The organism is Pseudomonas sp. JAI115 (assembly GCF_014200835.1).
GTDB classification, from domain to species: Bacteria; Pseudomonadota; Gammaproteobacteria; order Pseudomonadales; family Pseudomonadaceae; genus Aquipseudomonas; species Aquipseudomonas putida_A.
The window spans coordinates 136331-159979 of record NZ_JACHCY010000004.1 but is presented as its reverse complement, the minus strand read 5'-3'; the positions used below and the strand labels follow the sequence as shown (position 1 = coordinate 159979).

Here is a 23649-nt window from a genome sequence, read left to right as displayed (position 1 = left end):
GGATCGGCAAGTTCGGCCAGGAGCTGTCCATGTCTCAACCTCGCGCTCGGATCGCCTCGCAGCTGGGCCTCGCGCTCGCTGTGATACTGGCGATCGTCATCAGCGGCAGTACGGTGTTCGCCCTGCGTTCGCTGGATTCCGCCAACCTCGCCACCCGTGAAGAGCACCTCGCCAGTGAGGCGCGGCTGCTGGCCGACCAGTTGAGCACTTTCCACGGCACGCTGCGCGAAAGCACCCAGCGCCTGAGCGGGCTGTTCGAGAAGCGCTTCAGCGCGGGCCTGAGCATTCACCCGGATGAACCGGTGAACGTCGCCGGCACCCAGACCCCGGGCCTGCACTTGGGCAGCGAAGTGTTGAACAACAACTTCAAGGAAGTCGACGAGTTCAAGCAGATGACCGCCGGCGTTGCCACGCTGTTCGTGCGCAGCGGCGAAGACTTCGTGCGGGTCAGCACCTCGTTGACCAAACAGGACGGCACGCGCGCTATCGGCACTCTGCTCGATCACGCACACCCGGCCTACGCGAAGTTGATGGCGGGTCAGGGTTACGTCGGCCGCGCGTTGCTGTTTGATCGCTCCTACATGACCCAATACACCCCGGTGCGCGATGGCAGCGGCAAAGTGATTGCGGTGTTGTTCGTTGGTTTTGATTACACCGATGCGCAGAACGCCCAGTTCGACAACCTCAAGCGCTTCCGCATCGGCCAGACCGGTTCGCTGGCGCTGCTGGATGAGCAGAACAGATGGTTGGTGGCCCCGGCGGGCGTCCAGGCATTGGATCAGGCGGTCACGGTGATCGGCGGCCTGGCGAAAACCCCGGGCAAGGGGCAGTTCTGGAGCGACAAGAACGAAGATTTCTACAGCGTTTCGGTGCCATTTGACGGTGGGCCGTGGGCGGTGGTGGCGAGTATGCCGAAAGCCGAGATTCGCGCGGTGACCTGGAGCGTCGGCACGCAACTGGCCATCGGCAGCCTGCTGGCGATGCTGTTGGCGGTGGGTTCGGTGGTGTGGTTGCTGCGCAGCAAACTGGCGCCGCTGAGTGATCTGGTGCGTCAGGCCGAAGCTCTCGGTGCCGGTGATCTGAGCGTGCGCCTGAACGTGTCGAGCAACGACGAGATCGGTCAGCTGTCCCGCGCGTTCAACCAGATGAGCCAGGCGCTGTCGACGATGGTCGAACACATCCGCCGCTCCTCGGAAGAGGTCAACAGCCGCGCCCAGGCGCTGTCCGGTTTGTCCGGCGGTGCGTACGAAGGCATGGAACAGCAGTCCGGCGAAATCACCAGCATGGCCGGCGCAGTTGAAGAGTTCAGCGCCACCTCGCTGAACATTGCCGACAACATGGGTGCCACCCAGCGTCTGGCCCAGGAAAACGCTCAGCAGACGCAGATCGGTCGTACTTCCATGGACGAAGCGTCTTCCTCGCTGGAGCAAATCGCTGGCGCGTTGAACACCACGGCTACCGTGATCAACACCCTTGGCCAGCGTTCCCAGGAAATCGGCGGCATTGTCAGTGTGATCACCTCGATTGCCGAACAGACCAACCTGCTGGCGCTCAACGCGGCCATCGAAGCGGCCCGTGCCGGTGAACAGGGCCGTGGTTTTGCCGTGGTCGCCGATGAGGTGCGTAACCTGGCGTCGCGCACCCGTCAGGCCACTGATGAAATCTCCGGGATGATTCACAGCATTCAGCAGGAAACCGGCAACGCCATCAGCACCATGGAGCAGGGCAATCTGCTGATGCAGGAAGGCCTGTCGCGCAACGCCAACGTGGCGTCGGCGCTGGCGCGGATCGATGAGCAGAGCCGTTCGGCAGGGCAGCAGTTCGCCGCGATTACCACCGCGACCCAGGAGCAGAGCAGCACGGCTACTTTGCTCAGCAGTAACCTGCAGAGCATTGCGCTGGCCAACAGTGAGCAGCGTGAGGTGGTGTCGAACCTCGCGGTCACCGCCAAAGAGCTTGAAAAGCTGGCGGCGGATTTGCGTTCCGAGGTTGATCGCTTCCGTTGATACAGCCTTGATATCGCTTTCGCGAGCAGGCTCGCTCCCACAGTTTCCGGGGTAGCTCATAAATCGTTTGAGCACCCGAATACTCTGTGGGAGCGAGCCTGCTCGCGAATGCAACGCCGCCGATCCATGGCAAATCATCCTATATGTCTCTCATCTTTTCTTGCTGAAACGTTTCCGCAACGCTATAAAAATGGCACAACTCCAATAAAGGCTGCTGCCATGACCCCGTTCAAACTCGCCGTTGCATTCGGCGCACTCTCTGCTGCTTCCCACGCCATGGCCTGGGATTACGTACTCCTCGATACCAACAAGCCCGCGCAAAACTGGAGCATTACCAGTGAGCAGCTCGGGTTGAAAACCGACAAGCCTTTCTCCGTCAGCCTGCGCACCTTGCACGGCGGGCGACAGGAAGGTGTCAGCATCGTCGATATCGATAACGGCACGATGAAACTCTCGGTGGTGCCGACCCGTGGCATGAATGTCCTGCAGGCGTCTGTCGGCAACGTGCGCATGGGTTGGGATTCGCCGGTCAAGGAAGTGGTCAACCCGGCCTTCATCGAACTCAATGGACGCGGTGGCCTGGGCTGGCTGGAAGGCTTCAATGAGTTGGTGACCCGCTGCGGTTACGAATGGGTCGGCCATCCCGGTATGGACAATGGCGAGTTGCTGACCCTGCACGGCCGCGCCGCGAACATTCCGGCCAGCACTGTCACGCTGCACATCGATGAAAAACCACCCTACGCCATCAGTCTGCGCGGTGAACTGAAGGAACAGGCGTTCAAGAAAGTCGACTTCTCGGTCGTCACTGAGCTGGTCACCGAGCCGGGCAGCGTGCGCTTTGCCCTCAACGATACGCTGACCAACAACGGTGATTATCCGAAGGAATACCAGGCGCTGTATCACAGTAACTTCAGTACACCGTTCCTTGAGCAGGGCGCGCGGTTCGCGGCGCCGGTGAAACAGGTCTCGCCATTCAACGACAAGGCCAAAGCCGAGTTGGCGGACTGGCAGATTTATCGCGGTCCAACCAAGGACTACGATGAAACCGTCTATAACGTCGTGCCCTACGCCGACGCCAAAGGCGAAACCCTGACTGTTTTGCACAACAAGGCTGGCAGCCTCGGTGTCTCTGTTGGCTTCAATACTCAACAGCTGCCAGTGTTTTCCCTGTGGAAAAACACCGACACCCAAGGGCAGGGCTATGTCACGGGCCTTGAGCCAGGCACCAGCTTTTCCTACAACCGCCGCTATCAGCGTCCGCTGAATCTGGTGCCGACCATTGCGCCAAAGGCCAGCCAACAGTTTCAGATCAGCTACAGCCTGCTGGCAGACAAAGGCGCTGTGGATAACGCGCTGAAGCGCGTGAGCGAAATCCAGGCCGGGCGTGAAACCGAAGTGCGACAGGCGCCGCTGGTGGATCTGACCGAGCATTAAGGCGTCGCCGGGCGGTATTGCAGCGCTTCGGCCAGATGCTCACGGCTGATTGCATCGACTTGCTCAAGGTCTGCCAGGGTTCTGGCGACCTTGAGCAAACGATGGGCTGAGCGCAGTGACAAGGTCAGCCGTTCGCAGGCTGACTCCAGCCATTTCTCATCGGCTGTAGATAATTGGCAGTGCCGCTTCAGGCCTGGCAGATCGAGGAACGCATTGGCACAACGCTGACGCTTTTGCTGGCGTTCGCGTGCCTCGGCCACCACGGCTGCCGCACTGGCGCTGTCCTCGCCTGGCTTCACTGCCGGATTCAGCGCCGTCGCTTCCCGCGCCACCGTCAGGTGCAGATCGATCCGATCCAGCAACGGCCCCGATAGCTTGTTGCGGTAGCGCTGCACCATGTCCGGTGTACACGAGCACTTGCCGCTCGGCTCGCCAAGATATCCACAGGGACACGGATTCATTGCCGCCACCAACTGGAAACGCGCGGGAAAGCGTACGCGATCCTTGGCTCGGGCAATCACGATATGCCCGGATTCCAGCGGCTCGCGCAGCACCTCCAGCACCTTGCGATCAAATTCCGGAAGCTCGTCGAGAAACAGCACACCGTGGTGGGCGAGGGTGATCTCGCCGGGTTGCGGTTTCGAGCTGCCACCGACCAGCGCCGGCCCGGAGGCCGAGTGGTGTGGCTGGCGAAAGGGCCGTTGCGGCCAATGGGTCAGTGGCACGCCGCTGGCGACCGATTGAATCGCCGCCACTTCCAGCGCCTCGCATTCTGAGAGTGGCGGCAGCAGCCCCGGCAAGCGACTTGCCAGCAATGTTTTGCCCGTCCCCGGTGGCCCGCTGAACAACAAGTTGTGTGATAATACACCGCATATTATTTCAAGTTGATTAGCCATGACGTCCAAGCCCAAGGCATACAGCTATATTCGCTTTTCCAGCCCAGAACAGGCTCGTGGTGACAGCCGTCGGCGGCAGTCAGTGGCGGCCGTTGAGTACGCAAAAGAACACGGTTTGGAGCTCGTCAAGGACGCTGAATACGCTTTCGCTGACCTTGGCGTGAGTGCGTACAGGGGTGACCACGTAAATCGCTTGTCGAGCAATCTAGGGCGATTCTATGAGTACGTAAAAGCGGGCAAAATCGAACCTGGGTCTTACCTCCTTGTGGAATCGTTGGATCGGCTTAGCCGTGAACAAGTCCCAGAGGCACTAAGCCGGTTTTTACTATTGTTGAATGCGGACATTATCGTCGTAACATTCGGAGATGGCACGGTCTACAAGAAGTCATCCGATTCAATTCAGTTAATTATGTCCATCATTCATATGGGCAGGGCACATCAGGAATCGCACTGGAAAGGAAGTCGTGTCTCTGATGCATGGCAAGAAAAACAAGCACTGGCACGTTCCGAGGGTAAACCGATAGGTGCCGCATGTCCCCAATGGTTGAAATTTGACGGTGAAAAATACCAAGTGATCCCGGAAAGGGTGGAAGTGGTAAAGCGTGTGTTTGAGTTGACCATACAGGGCTATGGGCAGCGGGCAATTGTTAAATTGTTTAATCAAGAAGGCGTTCCTGTATTCGGAACCAAGAACAGGAACAAATCCGGGCTTTGGGGTAATAGCTCAATAGCAAAAATATTGGGCAATAGGTCTGTTTTGGGTGAATACCAACCAAATATTTGGAAGAATAATAAACGTTCGCCGTCTGGCAATGTGATTGAGGGTTACTATCCGAGCGTGGTTGATCAAGATATATTCTATGCCGCGTGGAATGAAAGGAAAGTCAGAGATGTCTCCAAAGTAACGAATCAATCCACGAACTTCAACGTGTGGTCAAAAATTGCAATCTGCTCCTATTGTGGATCAGCCATGCATCTTGTTGATAAAGGTAGGCCGCCGAAGGGTCAAAAATACCTTCGTTGTTCTAAATCTTCCAAGGGCGCCTGTGATAACAAGTCGATTCGTCTTGATCAATCTGAACTAATCTTCAAAGAAATGCTTGCCAAAATTAATTTGATCGGAGTAGTCAAGAATGATGTGGTGGCGCTGCGAAACAACATTACAGAGTTGAGTGGTCGTATCAGTGCCACTAGTTCAAAGTTGCAAGATTTGAATGAACTGATCAAGGAGTATCCATCAGCTTCTCTGGCTCAGTCGATAAAAGAAGTTGATTTACAGATCCAGAATTATATCAGCGAGCGTGATAGGTTGACTGGCTTGGTAGCCGCGCAACATGTAATTGATAAAGCCCAGTTTATGGCGGATTTGGACTTAAATACATATGAAGGTCGATATTTAGCTAATCAGCAGGTTCGGAGGCAGCAGATCAAGGTTCGTATGAAGCGTGACGAAGTGCGAATCCAATTCAATGTCCAATCGGATTGTGTCCCCAAGCTTGCGTTCGTCTGGGATCATGGTAAAGATTGGATTATTGTACCCCTGTCGAGAGAGTCTCTGCGCGCCAGCATTCGTCAGAATGATATGGCTAAAACAGCGTTATTTGAGAGACTTCCGAAATTGATGGAGGCAGTAAGGCTGGATGAAAGCATGCAGCCATACATAGAAATTCTATCGTCCGAAGGGGAGCGGTATAAAGCCGATTACAAACTTTCTGAAAGAGACGTGCAGCGGGTGCAAGCAGCCACCGATAGATGGTTGGCAACACTTAACCAGAGTTCACTGGCATCAGAGAATGATGAAGCGTTACCTCTTGGAGGCGAAGACCCGAAGCTGGCTTAGTTGATGGTACCGACGGAGTCCCTTAGAATTACTACACCCCCCGCCGTAGGGGGGGGGCTCAGCCGGTGGAAGTCTTTTTGATTCGATAGACCGTTGCAACCCCCACGTCAGCAAGCTTGGCGATGTCATTTGCAGACATCGTTGGGTGTTTGGCCATCAACAATTTTACTTTTGCCCATTTTTCCATGTTCTTGCCTTTGCCAACTGGCGTCCACTTCGGGTCTGCAAGGCGCTTGTTCTCCAAGCCTTGTCTGATTCGCTCAACACGTTTTTCTTGATCAAGACGTGCCATCGTAGCCATGAGATCCAGCAGCATACTGTTGATTACTGACATGATCTGGCCGGTCATACCCTTGTCGTCAATCAACATGTGAGTTGTAGGTAAATCTGCAATCACAAGGCGTAAGCCCTTTGCTTTGATCTTGGCTTTCAATGTTTCCCAATCCAATTGGGACAGACGGCTTAGACGGTCAACACTTTCACACACAATGCATTCACCGGGTTGGGCAGCATCCAGCAATCGCATTAGCTCTGGACGATCTAATGTTGTCCCGCTGACGTGCTCCGAATAAACACCGAGAACGACAAGACCTTTGTCTTTAACGAATGCATCCAAGCTAGCTTTCGCTCTGAGTGCGTCTTGGTCTTTGGTACTGGCTCTAAGGTACAGATGTGCGTTCAATTTTTTATCCTTTGTAGTTATTTTTGATAGATCTATGATAAATCGATCATATGCCTATCGGCAATAGGTTTTTGATAGGGGGGAAGTGACGCTTATCGAACTACCAGAAAAGTAGACTCTTTTGATAGTGTCAAAGGCTGCTGATCGAGCAGCAGTCGCACCTAGAAGCGAATGGCCACCATTCAACAGCAATAGCTAACTCGGTATCCTGCGCACCTCAGCAAATGACACGGAACACAGGGAACGTTCAGCAGGTATTTGGGATTTATCCTACAGCCAGTGCCTGGGCTTCCCGGTAACGTCATCCTGCCCCAGCCTCAGGTTGGAATTCCCCAAGGACGAAAGGAAACCCATGTCTGGCTATGTACCCAACCCACCCAAGGGCTACCGCTACAGCGGCGTTGAGCCTGTTGACATCCATGCCCAGCGTTGGGCGGAATACCCAGAACTCCTCACCGAAGAAGAAGCTAAGGCGAATAGCTCGGGCTGTGTGTTCGCCAAAAGCTGCGACCTCGCAAACGGCGTTATTGACCACATCAAAACAGCCGGATTCGTTCCCGTTGAAAAGGTGGGCAACTACGGTGAGTTTTCCATTCTCGGTGGCCGTGAAACGGATGCAGCCGGGAACATTCCCCTCAAGAAGATCAGTGGTAACTCGTTACCCGCTGCACTGGGCACGCTTCTATTAGGTGGTGCTGCTACGGCTGCTGGTGTGTCATGTGGTGGGTTATGCACTGCTGGCGCTGTAGCTGGTGGGAGCGTTGCAACCGGTGCAAGTGCTGGGGCCACTACTGGTGGAGTGGTTACGGCTGGTGTTGCTGCTGGGGCACTGGCCGGTGTCGTTGCATTGCTGTGGCCTTCCAGTTTGGGCGATAGCAGCCTGTACACAGAACAACAGCTTAAATCCCTTGAGAAAGCCCGTACACGTGTTCGAATTCACGTCGAACAGCAGGCGGATGGCACCTTAAAGGGATACGGGTACAACACCCAGAAGCGCACCGACTGGGAGATGATTCCGGTGGTGCAATTCGTTGAACAAGGCTCTCAGCAAGTGGCGGACTTCGGCGACGGAGTCACCCTGATATGGACACCAGCCGTTGACCCGTCCAGTACGTCAGGAATCCCACCGTTAGAGGGTGCACCCCAAGCTCCACAGATATGGATTTATCCGCCTACCGAACAAGCGGATAACATGATCGTTAGCCCTATCTACCCTGACGAATACAAGGATTTCATTCTTGTATTCCCGGCTGATTCTGGCATTCAGCCGCTGTACATCGTGATGAATGTCCGGCTTGATCCCGGCACCGTTACGGGACAGGGAAAGGATGTGACGGGCATTTGGCTCGCTGGGGCAACTTCTGGACTCGGTGCACCTATACCTACAGAGATTGCAGACCAACTCAGGGGCAAGAGCTTCGGCACCTTCGATAGTTTCAGGCGGGCACTCTGGAAAGCTGTAGGTGGTAGCGGATTGGTGGAGCAATTCACAGACAATAATGTTGATCGAATGCGTGAGGGTAAGGCGCCAAAGGCACGTTACAGGGACAGAGCAGGTAAACGCAGTTCGTTCGAGCTTCACCACGCGGACGAAGTTGCCAAAGGCGGGAAAGTCTACGATGTCGATAACCTGAACGTCGTTACTCCCAAACACCACATCGACATACACAGAAACGGATGACGCCAACAATGAAGACCGATATCACCGATTACACCGAAGACGAATTCATCAGCTTCATGCACAAGCTGTTAGCTGAAAACAAGGCAGCAACCGACGACGTGCTAGATGTCCTCCTAGACCAATTCTGCGAGTTGACTGGCCACCCAGATGGCACCGACCTCATCTACTACCCAGAGGGAGGCTCGAACGGATCAGCAGAGGACGTGACACGTGTTGTGAAGGCTTGGCGTGCTGCTCAGGGCTTACCGGGGTTCAAAGGCGACTAATCAAGTGCCTGGGAGGGAGTGTGACGACTGAGGGTAGTGGGTTTCGGATGCGAACCTCGTTTTTCGGATACTTGTAGCTCGCCCACACCAATGGACTGTCATCCTGCACAAATTCGGGCGTGGGCGAGCGATCCAGATTCTACCAGTTGCTAAGCTGGCATGAATCGAGGGACGTTTCATTCTGGCTATTCCTGACGCAGTACCCGTATTGCGCTCGCAATCCCTTCAGCATTCAAATCGAGTGTTTGCAGCGCTGTGACAGCGTTATCGGCAACGTCTACCGAACCTCGTTCGGCAACCCATTTGGCAAGCTCTTCAATGGCAGCACCGATTCCGTTCTGATTCATCATCAGCAGCTCGATGGCGTTGGCTAGAGCTTCATCACGATCTGACATGGCAGGGTTCTTCATTGATGGGGTTAAATCATCCTAGCCGGAAAAAAGGACATCAGCTGATCAGCATCGAATTGATTCCAAATGAGTACAGATCTACCCATCTGAAATGAGATGTGGTTCATTTGTCGACAAATATAAGCCCCAAAATATGGGGCTTATATCATTTCACAAGCTGTAACGCAGGTCGTGATATCACTTGCGTTTGCTCTTCAGTACCAAATTTTACGGGCAGTATCTCTGATAGAAATTCGGTTGTTACACCTAGATGTTCCGCTAGCGCGTGATTCGTGATGCCATGATGTTCATAAAGCACCTTGAGTGCTGCGATGATCATTTCTGGTTGTTCACGAACGCAATAAGGATCCTCTTTTTCGACTATGCCCTCACCTTGGTTTTTCAAATAGATGACTGCCCCCCGATACTGGTAGTCGTCTATCAGCCCTAAAGACTTTGCACGGTAGATAATCGCCGCCTTGCTGACTTGAAAATCCATTTTCATCATACTAATCCCTATCCAGTCCAAACGACTGCCGCGACGGGGAAAGGCTTTCAAAAATGTAGATCTTGGAATCAAGAATGCGGAAGCAAAGCGGTTGGCTTCAGATTCTGTTTTGCGATCACCAGTGACTTGCCCTTCATGCAGTACTAGATGGCCTAACTCATGAGCAATGTCAAACCGAAGTCTAAATGGACTCTGTTTTGCTTCGTTTCGCACAATAACGGGTCTGCGAGACGTAATTGACAGGGCATCTACTTCTGTAGACGTGTCTTGAAATAGGGTGACAACCGCCCCGGCACGCTCGACAACTCTGACCATATGGGAAATCGGCCCGAAGCCTAACCCCCAGTATGAGCGCAGTCGTTCAGCGGCTTGTTCAATTTCCTCTGTAGTTTCAGCCCCAGATTCATCTGGAAAATCGACCGCAGGCAAGCGAACCTTAGTGTCAATGAACTCTACCAACTGGTCAAAAACCGTGCCTCTGGCTAACACTTTTTGTTTCATGCTGGCCTTGGTGGTTGCCAGCTTACGGAAGTGTGCCTGTTCCTCAGATAACGAAACCCCGACGGGTTTGAAGAAAAACGTCGGGGCCACGTGAAGGGAGCACGCTAAATCCTGTGTTGTTGGGTCATCTTGTTTCAACTTCCCCTTGCCATTTTCTAATTGCGAAACATATTGGCGAGTTTTGCCAATATCTTCCGCTATATCGTTGAGGGTCTTGCCCCAGTAGTGGCGGGCCAGGCGTAGCTGACTACCCTTAAATACCCCGTCCATTTCTATCAACGGCTTCATCATCTTTACCTTCGGCCGTATCTTCGTCTATCGGAGACAGTTCAATTGGTTCTAGTTCCGCAGCAACCGGAATTATATTGTCCGCTGCCGCAAGAGTCCTGACGCGTTCGGCGTTGTATCGCCATTGCGCAATCAAAGTGCCATCGCGTTCTGCATGTGCTTCATACCCCACGAAATAGACTTGATGCTCATCTTCGTCGGTGATCGCTCGTTCGATGATGAACCGCCATAGGTATTCCGAATGGGCATCTTCCTCAAACAACTGCAATTGTCGGGCTTCAGAGCTCGTAGGATTTAGCACGCGCATTTTCTTTGGATTTTCGTGATCGTCAAGGAAAAAGCGTACGGTTTCGCTACCGATGCCTATCAATAGGTCGTTCCCGGCATGCTTAATGGTCAGCCAAGAATGATCCCCCGATTGTGCAAGCTGGAGGAGCGCGTTTTTGATACGCGCCCACGACAAGGTTCCACGACTGTAGGAGCAGTCAAGGTCAGTACTGGCGGTACGCAAAGCATCATCGAGCACGTCGAGAATACGCTCTGCAATGATACTGAGACGACTGGATGTCAAGCTTGAGGAGATTTCCGATGGTTTGTTCATGCGCCCGCCATACTGTTCTTATGCCGTGATTTGTAAAGCATGATTGTGCCGAAACGAAAATTTGTCAAGCGCTAGGGGCATGTGTTGCTTTGTTCTTAAGTCTTTCTCTGTCGGGCATTGATGCATGGGCTTGGATCGGAGACCTTAACGCGCTTGTTCCCTCGCCTCTGAAGCACGGAATCTGCACGTTACGGGGTTTTTGCATCACTTTAGCTTGCGAATTTCATCTGAAAATTCTTGGATCAATTCGACTAGCTCACATCGCAGCACGATGCACAGATCGTTTATCTGGATTATATCCAGTCGTCGAACCCCTCGCTCGACGTCACTCATGAACGACTGAGGTCTACCCAGTGCCCTCGAGCACTCAGCTTGCGTTAGTCCGGCTTTGACTCGGCGGGCTTTCAGCAGGGTCAAAAATACATCGTATTCACTTCGATAAATGGCCTTTGGCATGAGGGCTGTCCAGTATGAGCAGCCCTGAAACCTATATCTGATTTTCGGATATCTGAATTTCAGATATCCTGTTGATGTGCGCGCCGACTCACCCCGTCGAGCGTTTATTGACTAAGGGAATAGATATGAAGCTTTACCTTTCACTGTTTCTCGCAGCACTCTGTATGCCAGTCGCCAGTCTCGCAGGAATTTTTGCCATAGAGCTTGGATATGTCCTGAGCTTCCGCCAAGCGATTGGTGTCGGCGTTCTTGTCGGCTCTGTGATTCTTATCCTCGCCATCATCATGTTCGTGCTAAGCGTCCCATCAACCATGCAGCGTTCGCGCGCCCCATCGTGCCGCAGCAATTAAAGTCAAGGATGACGATGAAAAAGCTCTCAAAGCTTCCGTTGTTGCTGGTTGCTGCCATTGCAAGTGCATCGAGCCCGGTGATGGCAAGTCAACCAAACAACGCGAAGTCAATGGCATCTAGCTTTTACAATGAACGTCTACAAGAAATGTTAACTACCACTGGCTGGAATTTTGAATCTGCTACGGATACCAAGCAGATCGCCAGAGAGTTCCGGGCGAATCAAGCAAGGGCAAAGATTCAATTCAGTAAGCCGGGCATTTACCATGGTCGGATCAGCAAAGTTGTAGTGGATGGTCTCGGCACAAATTTTATCGTTGACCAAGGTCTAGACACCGCTGTCACGGTGCTTTTGGACAAGTATCAAGCGTGGCCATGGAAAAACACCGCATCCAAAGCTGAAGTCGGTGGAGTTCAATCAGCCCTAGAGTTCGCGGCGAATTTCAATCCGAATCAGGAAATGTATTTCCAATGCCGTCGAGTGGAATTTGGATTGGGAATATACCTATCCAACTGCCTCGCCTTCCCGGCATCTATAACCGCAACTAAGCTTGCACCTGAATTGCCACGTAACATTTATGCAGCCGCAAACTTCGAAGAATTGATCAAAGCCAGAGCCTCGGAAGGTTGGGCACGTCCATTGTCGACACAAAGCAACATGTCCGTAACGTTGGAAATTTTTGTCGACGTTGACGGGGCTATCGCCTCGGTCAACATTTCCAGATCAAGTGGTAATAAAGCTTACGATAATTCTGTGGTTGCAGCGATCAACAATATTGGTGCCTTACCCGAGATACAAGGTGTCAACTCAAGTAATGAAAAATATCACTCATTCAAAATTTCGCTTACACCAGCCGACTTGGCTTTATGATTGATACCATGGTAGATTGATGCAAGGTAGAACACCCTCCATACACTGCTTCAGCTTAAAGCGTCCTGGAGCCTTTCTGGGCGCAGTTAAGTTGCAGGCGCTACCATTGCACTACTAGCGAATCTAAATTCGTTCTGCGTGCTAATAGATGGCTTCCCGGGCATTCAAAAGCATTAGGCTGCCATCATTTCCTCCAGAACTGTTGATTCCTTACATTTGGCGAGTAATTTCGAAAAACCGAATCGCCGATGCGACTCGCCAGTACCAAATTGCTTATCCCGGATTTTCGCGAGATAACTCAGGTGATGAAAACAGTTCGCGAAAGCGTTGTGGTCACCTCGCGTCAATCGATGCTGCTTCGTAAAGTGAACGGTACCACCTGTAAGTTCAATCCAGCGATTTTCAAGCAGCCTCCATACGCCGGAATGCCCATCACCCGAAATCAGTCCCAAATTGCGCTGCAAGGTCTGGAATGCGAAAAATAAATGGTAATGGGGCTTGCCAAATTCACCAACTTCCTTGACCCAGCCGTGAACAAATCGTTTATGGTTGCCCCATGAGTTTGAACCAAGATCAGCTTTGCATTTTTTGATGTATCGACTGAGCTTTGAATTTTCCAGCTTATTGTTGTTAACGTGCCCTTCCGGAAAATGCAGATCCAACCGCACCACCGTAACGCGACAATGGTACTCTTGCAGATTGGTGATTTGGGTGTACATCCGATCAAGAATTACTGGATACAGTCCGTAACCCTTGTCTTTATCGGCGTTTACTTTAATTCCTTTGAACGTATCACTGAAGCTTATTTTCATTTTCATCTTTTGTTTTAATTCCCGTTTACCTTGATTGTTTTTATTATGGCTGTAATATATAAAATGTTATTTGCTGTTTCATTGGTGTTACTGATTGATATTAAAATGGTGCACGCAGCCGTATGCGCTCCAAGCATTGCTGTTGGTGGGGTTCAGAAGGGATTGCGATCTGACAAAAGAGGTCTCGTCTTGTCGCTGTCCTCATAGAATAACGCGAGCAAGGCTGATTCTAAACATTGAAGCAAAAAATGTTCGGATTCGATTCTGGTTTGCTGTGAGCAACATCGCCGGGAGGCGCAGTTTCAGCGGCCGGAAGGCCTGTCCTGATCTGTTTATACCCTTGGAATGCGATTACTGAGTTGTGGGCGGGATGTAGTAAAAATGATTGCTTTTTGCGTATTGCATTTGAAGGATACTAGAGGGCTTTTGTAAGTCATAAGCCATTCGGGTAAGCAGTCCGCCACCAAGATATCCTATGCCAAACTTATCTCCCATTGACATTGTTAACGCCTTACCCTTTATATGAATATTCTCAACGTTAACTCTTCTAGGGGGTGTAGTTAAGGTTATCATGCTGGGATATATGCTGTTTGACAGGTCTAAAAATTTTTCAATATCCAAGCAGGCGACCATGATGACATCGCCTTTGAATATTTCAATCACAAACTCTGTCGGCATGTCTAGAGAAACAAGGGGTCTTGAAAGTGCGTCGTGAAAGCTGTCAGTAAGATTGTAAATTTCTGACTTGCATTCAATCATAGACATCCATGAGTTAAAGCCAACGTATGCCATTTCAAGGGTTTTGTACATTCCTACGTATAAGCAGTTATCGATTACTGTTATCGCATAGTTTCCATTTTCTTCAAGTCTTTTGCGGCAGTCCATCAACTCACTGATGTAGAACGTTGGTGTAACTTTGGTTTCTTCAATCTTGAGGTTTAATCCGGTGAGTGAATCTTTTCCTAAGTTACTCCGCAAAGTGCTTGACAGGTTGTTGTTTCGTTCGATCTGATTTTTTGTTCGTTTCAGTTGTTGCTTGTCTTTGTTGTCAAAGTTGCGTGTTAAGATTTCGTTCGCAATCGCGCAGTTTAAGTTTTGTACGATTTGTGCGGTTCGTGTAATTGATGTTCCTTTTTTACCACTCTTTAATTCAATAAAAACTACGCCCGAAGGTGATCGTTTAACAATGTCGCCGTGATGAACAAACGTTGTGATGTCACTCAATATAGCTATTGTTAAAGGGCATTCATTATATTCGTCAATGGTGGGTCTAGCATCCTCTATGTTTTTGATTGAAAGGTTATCGCCGGTGTTTTTAATCGGAAGTCTGCGTATCGTAGAGTGCTCGTTGTCCAGTATGCCCCAAACAATAGAGTCGACGAATCTTCGAAAGATCAAGTTTTCTAACTTGAGTTTTCTTATTGTTTTTAGTGTGTTGGCTTTTTCTGTCGGAAGGCGCAGTTGATGTAGGCGAATCTTTTCTTTTTCTAATGCTTCAATTTCTCTTAAATTGTGAATGAGCTTTTCGATTATTAAGTTTTGTGCAAGCTTCCAGCCGTCGTGTACTGCGCCTAAGAATCTTATGTTGTTTGATTTGTCATCTTTTGAAGGTTTTACCTTGTAAATCCCATGTCCTCTGATCAAATGAATAAGCTTTACTGCCAACTCTCTTGAATCATCCCCGATGATAAGCCCTAGACGGAAAAAGCGTTCAATACCAAGAGGCTGTTTATCACCCTTATTTTGTGTGCCCGTGCCCATACTGGTTTCCCTCCGAATGTTCGGTCAGCGTAGCAGAATGGATCAGATAAACGACTGTGGTGTATTGTTGCACTACATCAGCAAATTGTGCGCGCCCGCTGCGGCAATCAGCAGCGCGCGTTTTGCGGCCATCTGTCCTTGCACCTCGTTGAGGTCGGGATAAGGTTTCGCCGCATGGATCAGCCCGTCCGAGACATAAGGCTCGACCGGCGTATGCCCGTTGAAATGCGCCACTGCTTCCAGCAGATGATCCACCGCAAACACCTTCAACCCCGAAGCCAGACATGCTTCCTCGGCATTCGCCCGCGGCACCACCAGTGCCCGCCCGGCCTTGCGCGCCGCCAGCGCCGCCGGCAACACCCCGCGTACCGGCCGCACAGCGCCGGACAACGCCAGTTCACCAAGGCATTCCACCTCATCCAGCGTCAGACACGGCACCTGCACACTCGCCGACAGAATCCCCAGGGCAATCGCCAGATCAAAGCGCCCGCCATCCTTGGGCAAGTCCGCCGGCGCGAGATTCAAGGTGATCCGCCGCGCCGGAAACTGCAGCCCGGAATTGATGATCGCGCTGCGCACCCGATCCTTGCTCTCCTTCACCGCCGCCTCGGGCAGACCGACCATGGTCAGCGACGGCAGACCGTTGGCCAGATGGACTTCGACAGTGACAGCGGGGGCATCCACGCCTATCTGGGCGCGACTGTGGACGATGGAGAGGGACATGGTCGTTCCTTGAGCTGAATCGGGGACCGCTTCCTGCGGGTTTTTGAAGGGTAGTTGGGGAAGGGCGATCAGGCGGGGGCGAACTTTCACTGGATGTTGCGGGAAAGCGGTCAACCAATTTCGAGGCGAAAAAAAACCGCCTTGAGGAGACGGTTTTCAGTTTGCAGGCTTCGGTGAGGCCAAGGCCTGCGTATCCTTTGCGGACACACTCACGTGCGATCAGGTTATGCATGTTTGCTCATTGGCGCAAGTATCAGATGGGCTTGAAAGGGGGGCAACGGTCCCGTTGATAGTGCCTCATAACGACTTGATACAAGTTGTTTAAATCGCTTTCTAAGGGCTGTCATAAAGTCCGCAATGACGATGCCCACTCATGGGGTATTCGCGAAGTGTGGCCGGGAGCGCAAAGACTTCATGTTCCTCGACGCGGTGTGAGACCCGTGCCGGTGCTTTTTTTGGGGGACTCACACCCGGCCGCCTTGGCGGACACACTCACGTGTAGTCCCGAAGGTGTTCGTACGCCGGAAAGTGCATCGGAGGTTTGGCCCCACGCAAGGAGGGCCAAAGTATGTCTAAGTTTCTTAAACATATGTGGCGCCTCGTCAGAATCGCGTTATGGGCTTTTCGCCTGTACGAGTTTCTGCGAGACCGTTGGAATAATTCGTTGTAGAGGATTGATCTGACGGAAACCGCTCCTGCCTAGGCAGGAGCGGTTTAATTTCTTTCGCAAACTTCAAGGCACTTTGGCTCAGGGTCTGCAGACTTACTCGGCCGGCGGCGTCAGCTTGGCTTCCATCTCGGCGACTTTGGCCTCAAGGCTTTCGAGGCGAGCACGGGTACGCGCCAATACAACCATCTGACTATCAAACTCTTCACGGCTCACCAAATCGAGTTTGCTGAACGCACTCTGCAGCAGCATCTTGAACTGGCTTTCGATTTCGGCTTTCGGCAGCGGGGTGTCGCCGCTGAACAGGCGGGAGGCGGTGCCGCTCAGGGCGTCGAGGAAGTCTTTGGGCGCGAGCATGGAATGTGTCCTGTAAACAGTGGCGGGCAGTGTATCACGCAGTGTCTATAGTCATTGACGCAGGCACGGATGCACGCTTTTCGCGCAAGCGGACGGACGGCAACGCACCGTTGTTGTGCGTAACCGTCGGGGCTTTTTTGCGCGGGCGCCTGTGGCAGCGGCCAAGGGCTTGAAATCAGAGGAATTTGGCGAGATGGCAAGCTTTCTGCTTAGTCGGTAGTGACCCATGCACTGATGCAGTCGCTGTGACGAATGCAGTGCGGCAGGCGGGACGGGGAGTTTCGCCGGCAGCGGTTAGCTGGCGTCAGTCGGGCAGGTAAGGCCGACGATGCGTTACAAAGCCAGGCACTGCGCTTAGACTTGAGTCGGGTTTGTTTTCCTGGGGCAAGTCCACCAATTCGGGAGAGAGTTTCATGAAGCTAGTCACTGCCATCATCAAGCCGTTCAAGTTGGACGACGTGCGCGAGTCGCTGTCCGAAATCGGCGTGCAGGGCATTACCGTTACTGAAGTCAAAGGCTTCGGCCGGCAGAAGGGTCACACCGAGCTGTATCGCGGCGCGGAGTATGTGGTCGATTTTCTGCCCAAGGTGAAAATCGACGTGGCCATCGACGACAAGGATCTGGATCGGGTTATCGAGGCGATAACCAAAGCGGCCAACACCGGCAAGATCGGTGACGGCAAGATCTTCGTGGTCAATCTGGAACAGGCGATCCGCATCCGTACCGGCGAAACCGATACCGACGCGATTTAAGCCGCCACAAACCCCAACGCCCCAGGAGAAAACAATATGACTCTGCGTAAATTCGCAGGGCTAGGAGCCCTGTTGTCCATCGTAATGCCCGGCCTTGCAATGGCGGCAGACGAAGTGGCGGCCCCGGTCCTCAATTCCGGCGACACTGCCTGGATGCTCACCTCGACAGCCCTCGTGCTGTTCATGACCATCCCGGGCCTGGCGCTGTTTTACGGCGGCATGGTTCGCTCGAAAAACATTCTTTCCGTGATGATGCAGTGCTTCGCCATTACCGGTCTGATCAGCATCCTGTGGGTCATTTATGGCTACAGCATTGCGTTCGACACCACCGGCATGGAGCAGGGCGTCGTCAACTTCAACTCGTTCTTCGGCGGCATGGGCAAGGCGTTCCTCGCCGGTGTCACGCCTTCGAGCCTGACCGGCCCTGCGGCGCTGTTCCCCGAGGCGGTGTTCATCACCTTCCAGATGACCTTCGCGATCATCACCCCGGCGCTGATTGTCGGTGCATTCGCCGAGCGGATGAAATTCTCCGCGATGCTGATTTTCATGGGCATCTGGTTCACCCTCGTCTATGCACCGATCGCGCACATGGTCTGGTCCGGTAACGGCGGCCTGATGTGGGACTGGGGCGTACTCGACTTCGCGGGCGGCACAGTGGTGCACATCAACGCCGGTGTGGCCGGTCTGATTGCCTGCCTGGTATTGGGCAAGCGCAAAGGTTTCCCGACCACCCCGATGGCACCGCACAACCTCGGTTACACCCTGATGGGTGCAGCGATGTTGTGGGTTGGCTGGTTCGGCTTCAACGCCGGTTCCGCCGCAGCCGCCAACGGCACCGCCGGCATGGCGATGCTGGTCACTCAGATTGCTACCGCTGCGGCTGCACTGGGCTGGATGTTTGCCGAGTGGATCACCCACGGCAAGCCAAGTGCACTGGGCATCGCCTCGGGTGTGGTTGCCGGTCTGGTGGCAATCACTCCGGCGGCCGGCACTGTGGGCCCGATGGGTGCACTGGTGATCGGTCTGGCGGCAGGTGTGGTGTGCTTCTTCTGCGCCACCACGCTGAAACGCAAACTCGGCTATGACGACTCTCTGGACGCGTTCGGCGTACACGGTATCGGCGGTATCCTCGGTGCGATCCTCACCGGTGTGTTCGCTGCACCGTCGCTGGGTGGCTTCGGCACCGTCACCGACATCGCCGCTCAAGTGTGGATTCAGTGCAAAGGTGTCGGCTTCACGGTGATCTACACCGCGATCGTCACCTTCATCATCCTCAAGGTCCTGGACGCCGTGATGGGGCTGCGCGTGACTGAGGAAGAAGAGTCGGTGGGTCTCGATCTGGCACAACACAACGAACGCGGCTACAACCTGTAAGTTCGCGCATTAAAAAACTTGCCCGGTTCGCCGGGCATTTTTTTGTCTGGAATTTGTCATTGAAAGGAAGGCTGAAAGGATTTTTCGTACGGCTTTGGTCGTGTTTACGGCGGGCATTTTTCTGCGGCCAATCGCTTACATCATTGCAGGAATATTAGGGCCTTTGTTTTTTCCCAGAGCGCGCTAGAATGCGCCCCGAACGTGCGGAGAACTGTATGTGGCAACAGACTCTGATAACCCTGCGGGCACGGCCCCGGGGCTTTCATCTGGTAACGGACGAGTTACTCGCCGGCCTGCCTGAACTCAAGGCGTGCCGGGTCGGTCTGTTGCATTTGTGGCTGCAGCACACCTCGGCGTCGTTGACCATCAACGAGAACGCCGATCCGGCGGTCCGTCGCGACTTCGAACGATTTTTCAATCGTCTGATCCCACAAGGAACAGACGGCTATGAGCATAACGACGAAGGCCTGGACGACCTCCCGGCGCACTTCAAGGCCAGCGTACTTGGCTGTCAGATCAGTCTGCCGGTTTCGGCAGGGCGACTGGCACTGGGCACCTGGCAAGGTGTTTATCTGGGCGAGCACCGTGATCATGGCGGTGCCCGTAAAGTCCTCGCCACCCTGCACGGTGAAGGGGCGTAAACCGTTGGTCACCCGCGGTTACCGATTTTTTTCCGGCGACTTTCGACAGTCGCCAAAGCTGGTCTATAACTAATCTGCTTTTCGCAAGTCATGAGGTAGAACATGAGCGACGATGATCTGGAAAACGACGACCTCGAAGTAGGCGACGAAGACGAGGCCGAGGACGGTCTGGAAGCAGCAGCGGAAGACGTTGCTGAAGACGATGGCGGTGACGATACGCCGGCCCCGGCTGCCAAAGGCAAAGCCAAGGCTGCGGTGTCGGTCGACGAGTTGCCGAGCATCGAAGCCAAGAACAAGGAGCGCGACGCCCTGGCCAAGGCCATGGAAGAATTCCTTGCGCGCGGCGGCAAGGTGCAGGAAGTGGAGGCCAACGTGGTCGCCGATCCGCCCAAAAAGCCGGACAACAAGTACGGCAGCCGCCCTATCTGAGGCGTGCTATCTGCTTGCTGAAAAAGCCCGCCGTCGCTGCGGGCTTTTTCATGCCTGAAACAAAGAGGTCATGGATACACGCAACCCCCTGTGGGAGCGGGCTTGCTCGCGAAGGCGGTGTGTCATTCAAATTGTATGTCGACTGACACGGCCTCTTCGCGAGCAAGCCCGCTCCCACAGGGGGTTACGTCAGGTGGAGAGGGCATTCCAGCGTGCGAGCACGGCTGGCAAATCGGTCAGGCTGCGGATTTCAGCATCCGGCAGTCGCTCGGCTTCCCAGACCTTGCCCGTCGGGTTGAACCAGACGGCACGCATGCCCGCTTGTTGCGCCCCGGCAATGTCATCGCCCGGATGATCGCCGATATGTACGGCGGTTTCGGCTGTGGCGCCACCACGCTGCAACGCCTCGTGAAACAGCCGCACATCCGGCTTGGCGATACCGATATCTTCGGCGCACAAGGCAAACTTGAAGTAATCCGCCAGGCCCAGCCGACGCACGTCGGCGTTGCCGTTGGTGACCACGCCGAGTGCGTAATGGTTGGCGAGGATTTCCAAAGTCGGTTCGACCTCCGGGAACACCTCGATCTGATGCCGCGCATGCAGGAACACTTCAAAGCTTTTGTCGGCCAGATCCGCAGCTTCGCCGTGGGCGTACCCGGCTTCCTCCAGTGCGTGGAACAGCACCCGCCGACGTAACGCACTGATGCGGTGCTTGAGGCCCGGTTCGCTGGCCAGTACCCGCTCACGAATCCCCCACAAATGCTCCACCGGCACTGCGCCCAGATTCGGCGCGTGTTCGCTCAGCCATTGGCGCAATACCGCTTCGGCGCTGACGATCACCGGGGCGGTGTCCCACAGGGTGTCGTCGAGGTCGAAGGTGATCAACTGGATGTTCATGAATCGTCGCCTTTGCTGCGTTTGGCCCGTGGGTGGGCGCTGTCGTAGACCGCCGCCAGGTGCTGGAAGTCCAGGTGGGTGTAGATCTGCGTGGTCTTGATGTCCGAGTGGCCGAGCAATTCCTGCACCGCGCGCAGGTCCTGTGAGGATTCCAGCAAGTGGCTGGCAAAGGAATGCCGCAGCATGTGCGGGTGCAGGTTCTGCCCCAGTTCGCGCTCGCCGGCCAGTTTCACCCGCACCTGAATCGCCCGTGGGCCGAGGCGCCGACCTTGTTGGCTGACGAACACGGCGTCGTCGGCCGGGTTGGTCATGGCCCGCAGCGGCAGCCATTGCTCCAGTGCTTCGCGCGCCTTTTTGCCGACCGGCAGCAGGCGGGTCTTACTGCCCTTGCCGAGCACCTGAACCATGCCGTCGGCCAGATCCAGCTGATCGAGATTGAGCCCGGTCAGCTCGGACAGGCGCAGGCCCGAGGAATAGAACAATTCGAGAATCGCCTGATCACGACGGGCGAGAAAATCGTCCTCGACCGCACCTTCCAGCAGTTGCAATGCGCGGTCGGTGTCGAGGGTTTTCGGCAGGCGCCGTTCGCCTTTCGGCGGCGCCAGACCGGTCGCCGGGTCGTGGTCGCACAGACCTTCGCGATTCAGATAGTGATAGAGCCCGCGCACCGCCGAGAGCAATCGGGCGAGACTGCGTGACGACTGCCCCTGCGCATGCAGGCGGGCGATCAGGCTGCGCAGGCGCTGAATATCCAGCGCCGCCCAACTGCCAATGTTCTGCTTGAGGCACCAGCCGAGGACTTTATCGAGGTCGCGGCGGTAGGCCGACAGGGTGTGCGGCGACACCTGTCGCTCACTGCGCAGGTGTTCGCAGTAAGCGTCCAGTTGTCGTTCCATGCTCAGCGTACCGAGCGCAGGGGGCTGTTGACCCGTGGCAGCACGCGACCCATGACTTCAGCGATGTAGCTGAGGAACAGCGTGCCCACCGAACTCTTGTAGTGCTGCGGATCACGGCTGGCGATCGCCAGAATGCCGTGGATACCTTGATGGCTGACCGCGACTACCGCGGTGGAGCCGATCTGCTTGCGCTGTTCTTCGCCGAACAGGAAGTCCAGCTCATGTTCTCGCAGAGTGCCGCTGACGCTCTTGCCTTCGGTGAGCAGCCCGCCGATCGCGGTTTGCGCGTCGGCATGAGTCACCCAGCGGCCAACCGGTGCCGGGTTGTCGCCGAGCAGGATCAGGCTGACAAAGGGCACCTGAAAGTCCTGGCGCAGGCTGTCTTCGACGCTGATCACCACGTCTTCCAGACTGGCCGCGTCCATCAGCGACAGAATCAGGCGACGGGTCTTGTCGAACAGCCGGTCATTGTCGCGGGCGACGTCCATCAACTGCGAGAGACGATGACGCATCTCGATGTTGCGGTCGCGCAGGATGCTCATCTGCCGCTCGACCAGCGAAACGGTGTCACCGCGCTGGTGGGGAATGCGCATGGCGGGCAGCAGTTCTTCGTGCTCGACGAAGAAGTCCGGATGAGCCTCCAGGTATGCGGCAACCGCTGCCGCCTCCAGGCTCTCGGACGCGGATTCGTCGGACTGTCGGGCGGGTACCTGAGGCTTATCGGTCATGGCTTCTGCTCACTCAAAGACGCACTTGTCCTTCGTATACACGCACTGCCGGGCCGGTCATCAGCACTGGATGGCCAGGGCCTGCCCATTCAATGGACAGACGCCCGCCGGGCAGGTCGATCAACAGCGGCGAATCCATCCACCCCTGGCTGATGGCCGCAACTGCAGCGGCACAAGCGCCGGTACCGCAGGCCTGTGTTTCCCCGGCCCCGCGTTCCCAGACGCGCAACTGCGCGCGGTTGCGGTCGATGACCTGGATGAAACCGACGTTGACCCGCGCCGGGAAGCGCGGATGGTGTTCGATTTTCGGCCCCAGTTCATGCACCGGTGCATTGTTGATGTCCTGTACGCGCAGCACCGCATGGGGGTTGCCCATTGACACAGCGGCCAGTTCGACCGTGGTGCCGTCGACTTCCAGCTGATAGCTGCTGGCCTGCGCCGGTGCGTCGAACGGAATATCCGCCGGCACCAGACGCGGCGCGCCCATGTTCACCCCGATCTGGCCGTCGTTACGCACGTCCAGCTCGATGATGCCGCCCTTGGTCTCGACGCGAATCTGCCGTTTAGCGGTCAGGCGCTTGTCGAGCACGAAGCGCGCGAAGCAGCGTGCACCGTTGCCGCACTGTTCCACTTCCGAGCCATCGGAGTTGAAGATCCGGTAACGGAAATCCACGTCCGGGTTGCTTGGCGCTTCGACAATCAGCAACTGGTCGAAACCGATACCGGTGTGCCGGTCGCCCCATTGCTTGGCGTGCTTGGGCTGAATATGCGCGTGCTGGCTGACCAGGTCGAGAACCATGAAGTCATTGCCCAGGCCGTGCATTTTGGTAAAACGCAGCAGCATG

At 54.6% G+C, this 23649-nt stretch carries 23 protein-coding genes and 2 pseudogenes; 11 read left to right on the top strand and 14 right to left on the bottom strand.

Features of this window, described 5'->3' with window-relative positions:
- Positions 1 to 29 precede the first annotated feature (29 nt).
- Together HDC30_RS11560 and HDC30_RS11555 are read left to right on the top strand one after the other, a co-directional pair.
- The gene (locus HDC30_RS11560) at positions 30 to 2006 is read left to right on the top strand and encodes a methyl-accepting chemotaxis protein (protein ID WP_096796101.1); all 1977 of its coding nucleotides are present in this window, start codon (positions 30 to 32) and stop codon (positions 2004 to 2006) included.
- Positions 2007 to 2225: 219 nt separating this feature from the next.
- Entirely contained in the window at positions 2226 to 3440 is a 1215-nt protein-coding gene (locus HDC30_RS11555) for an aldose 1-epimerase family protein (protein ID WP_096796102.1), read from the top strand.
- On the opposite strand, the pseudogene HDC30_RS11550 reads toward HDC30_RS11555, so the two are convergent.
- Positions 3437 to 4300: pseudogene (locus HDC30_RS11550) on the bottom strand (YifB family Mg chelatase-like AAA ATPase); the annotation flags it as partial. The gene HDC30_RS11555 and the pseudogene HDC30_RS11550 sit on opposite strands and share 4 nt — an antisense overlap.
- Before the next feature lie 34 nt (positions 4301 to 4334).
- Here HDC30_RS11550 and HDC30_RS11545 point away from each other — a divergent pair.
- Positions 4335 to 6176 carry a recombinase family protein gene (locus tag HDC30_RS11545; protein WP_183783029.1) on the top strand — a complete coding sequence of 614 codons (1842 nt, stop codon included), beginning with the start codon at positions 4335 to 4337 and terminating at the stop codon, positions 6174 to 6176.
- 58 nt (positions 6177 to 6234) lie between these two features.
- Here HDC30_RS11545 and HDC30_RS11540 read toward each other — a convergent pair whose 3' ends face one another.
- A complete protein-coding gene (locus HDC30_RS11540; RefSeq protein WP_183783027.1) occupies positions 6235 to 6858 on the bottom strand; it encodes a recombinase family protein in 624 nt (207 codons plus the stop codon).
- A 352-nt stretch (positions 6859 to 7210) separates the two neighbouring features.
- Between HDC30_RS11540 and HDC30_RS11535 the strand changes: the two genes are divergently transcribed.
- Together HDC30_RS11535 and HDC30_RS11530 are read left to right on the top strand one after the other, a co-directional pair.
- On the top strand, positions 7211 to 8539 hold the full coding sequence (locus HDC30_RS11535) for an S-type pyocin domain-containing protein (protein WP_183783025.1): 1329 nt from the start codon (positions 7211 to 7213) through the stop codon (positions 8537 to 8539).
- An 8-nt stretch (positions 8540 to 8547) separates the two neighbouring features.
- Complete coding sequence (locus tag HDC30_RS11530; RefSeq protein WP_167394878.1) at positions 8548 to 8805, top strand: bacteriocin immunity protein; 258 nt, start codon at positions 8548 to 8550, stop codon at positions 8803 to 8805.
- 185 nt (positions 8806 to 8990) lie between these two features.
- Here the strand turns inward: HDC30_RS11530 and HDC30_RS11525 are convergent, their stop codons facing one another.
- The 4 genes from HDC30_RS11525 to HDC30_RS11510 all read right to left on the bottom strand — a co-directional run bounded on the left by HDC30_RS11525 (position 8991) and on the right by HDC30_RS11510 (position 11548).
- Complete coding sequence (locus HDC30_RS11525) at positions 8991 to 9200, bottom strand: hypothetical protein (RefSeq protein ID WP_100846842.1); 210 nt, start codon at positions 9198 to 9200, stop codon at positions 8991 to 8993.
- A gap of 160 nt (positions 9201 to 9360) precedes the next feature.
- A complete protein-coding gene (locus HDC30_RS11520; protein ID WP_221303399.1) occupies positions 9361 to 10491 on the bottom strand; it encodes an XRE family transcriptional regulator in 1131 nt (376 codons plus the stop codon).
- Positions 10457 to 11092, bottom strand: a complete 636-nt coding sequence (locus tag HDC30_RS11515) for a hypothetical protein (protein ID WP_100846843.1) — start codon at positions 11090 to 11092, stop codon at positions 10457 to 10459. The genes HDC30_RS11520 and HDC30_RS11515 overlap by 35 nt, the downstream gene beginning before the upstream one ends.
- Positions 11093 to 11296: 204 nt before the next feature.
- Positions 11297 to 11548, bottom strand: a complete 252-nt coding sequence (locus HDC30_RS11510; RefSeq protein ID WP_183783023.1) for a helix-turn-helix domain-containing protein — start codon at positions 11546 to 11548, stop codon at positions 11297 to 11299.
- A gap of 125 nt (positions 11549 to 11673) precedes the next feature.
- Between HDC30_RS11510 and HDC30_RS11505 the strand changes: the two genes are divergently transcribed.
- Together HDC30_RS11505 and HDC30_RS11500 are read left to right on the top strand one after the other, a co-directional pair.
- The gene (locus HDC30_RS11505; RefSeq protein ID WP_183783021.1) at positions 11674 to 11898 is read left to right on the top strand and encodes a hypothetical protein; all 225 of its coding nucleotides are present in this window, start codon (positions 11674 to 11676) and stop codon (positions 11896 to 11898) included.
- 14 nt (positions 11899 to 11912) lie between these two features.
- Positions 11913 to 12767 carry an energy transducer TonB gene (locus HDC30_RS11500; RefSeq protein ID WP_183783019.1) on the top strand — a complete coding sequence of 285 codons (855 nt, stop codon included), beginning with the start codon at positions 11913 to 11915 and terminating at the stop codon, positions 12765 to 12767.
- Positions 12768 to 12940: 173 nt separating this feature from the next.
- Here the strand turns inward: HDC30_RS11500 and HDC30_RS11495 are convergent, their stop codons facing one another.
- From HDC30_RS11495 to HDC30_RS11480, 4 genes and pseudogenes are all read right to left on the bottom strand, one after another.
- Positions 12941 to 13579, bottom strand: a complete 639-nt coding sequence (locus tag HDC30_RS11495; protein ID WP_183783017.1) for an inovirus-type Gp2 protein — start codon at positions 13577 to 13579, stop codon at positions 12941 to 12943.
- A 351-nt stretch (positions 13580 to 13930) separates the two neighbouring features.
- The gene (locus HDC30_RS11490) at positions 13931 to 15340 is read right to left on the bottom strand and encodes a hypothetical protein (protein WP_183783015.1); all 1410 of its coding nucleotides are present in this window, start codon (positions 15338 to 15340) and stop codon (positions 13931 to 13933) included.
- Between the two features lie 75 nt (positions 15341 to 15415).
- Positions 15416 to 16063, bottom strand: a pseudogene (locus HDC30_RS11485) (magnesium chelatase domain-containing protein); the annotation flags it as partial.
- A 763-nt stretch (positions 16064 to 16826) separates the two neighbouring features.
- The gene (locus tag HDC30_RS11480; protein WP_007920416.1) at positions 16827 to 17087 is read right to left on the bottom strand and encodes an accessory factor UbiK family protein; all 261 of its coding nucleotides are present in this window, start codon (positions 17085 to 17087) and stop codon (positions 16827 to 16829) included.
- 413 nt (positions 17088 to 17500) lie between these two features.
- On the opposite strand from HDC30_RS11480, the gene glnK reads away from it, so the two are divergent.
- The 4 genes from glnK (at position 17501) to sutA (ending at position 20283) form a co-directional block, all read left to right on the top strand.
- Complete coding sequence (glnK, locus tag HDC30_RS11475; RefSeq protein WP_002555808.1) at positions 17501 to 17839, top strand: P-II family nitrogen regulator; 339 nt, start codon at positions 17501 to 17503, stop codon at positions 17837 to 17839.
- A gap of 36 nt (positions 17840 to 17875) precedes the next feature.
- Complete coding sequence (locus HDC30_RS11470; protein WP_027610437.1) at positions 17876 to 19213, top strand: ammonium transporter; 1338 nt, start codon at positions 17876 to 17878, stop codon at positions 19211 to 19213.
- A gap of 215 nt (positions 19214 to 19428) precedes the next feature.
- Positions 19429 to 19854 (top strand): secondary thiamine-phosphate synthase enzyme YjbQ, encoded by a 426-nt coding sequence (locus HDC30_RS11465; protein ID WP_003229414.1) that lies wholly within the window; start codon positions 19429 to 19431, stop codon positions 19852 to 19854.
- Between the two features lie 102 nt (positions 19855 to 19956).
- Positions 19957 to 20283 (top strand): transcriptional regulator SutA, encoded by a 327-nt coding sequence (sutA, locus tag HDC30_RS11460; protein ID WP_007951900.1) that lies wholly within the window; start codon positions 19957 to 19959, stop codon positions 20281 to 20283.
- Positions 20284 to 20472: 189 nt separating this feature from the next.
- On the opposite strand, the gene HDC30_RS11455 is transcribed toward sutA, so the two are convergent.
- The 4 genes from HDC30_RS11455 to dapF are packed head-to-tail and all read right to left on the bottom strand — an operon-like array spanning position 20473 to position 23648.
- Positions 20473 to 21180: an HAD family hydrolase gene (locus HDC30_RS11455; RefSeq protein WP_096796104.1), complete on the bottom strand. Its 708-nt coding sequence runs from the start codon at positions 21178 to 21180 to the stop codon at positions 20473 to 20475.
- Positions 21177 to 22076, bottom strand: a complete 900-nt coding sequence (xerC, locus tag HDC30_RS11450; RefSeq protein ID WP_003229409.1) for a tyrosine recombinase XerC — start codon at positions 22074 to 22076, stop codon at positions 21177 to 21179. The genes HDC30_RS11455 and xerC overlap by 4 nt, the downstream gene beginning before the upstream one ends.
- A gap of 2 nt (positions 22077 to 22078) precedes the next feature.
- Positions 22079 to 22804, bottom strand: a complete 726-nt coding sequence (locus HDC30_RS11445; protein WP_096796105.1) for a DUF484 family protein — start codon at positions 22802 to 22804, stop codon at positions 22079 to 22081.
- 13 nt (positions 22805 to 22817) lie between these two features.
- On the bottom strand, positions 22818 to 23648 hold the full coding sequence (dapF, locus tag HDC30_RS11440; protein ID WP_027610441.1) for a diaminopimelate epimerase: 831 nt from the start codon (positions 23646 to 23648) through the stop codon (positions 22818 to 22820).
- Position 23649: the final 1 nt, after the last annotated feature.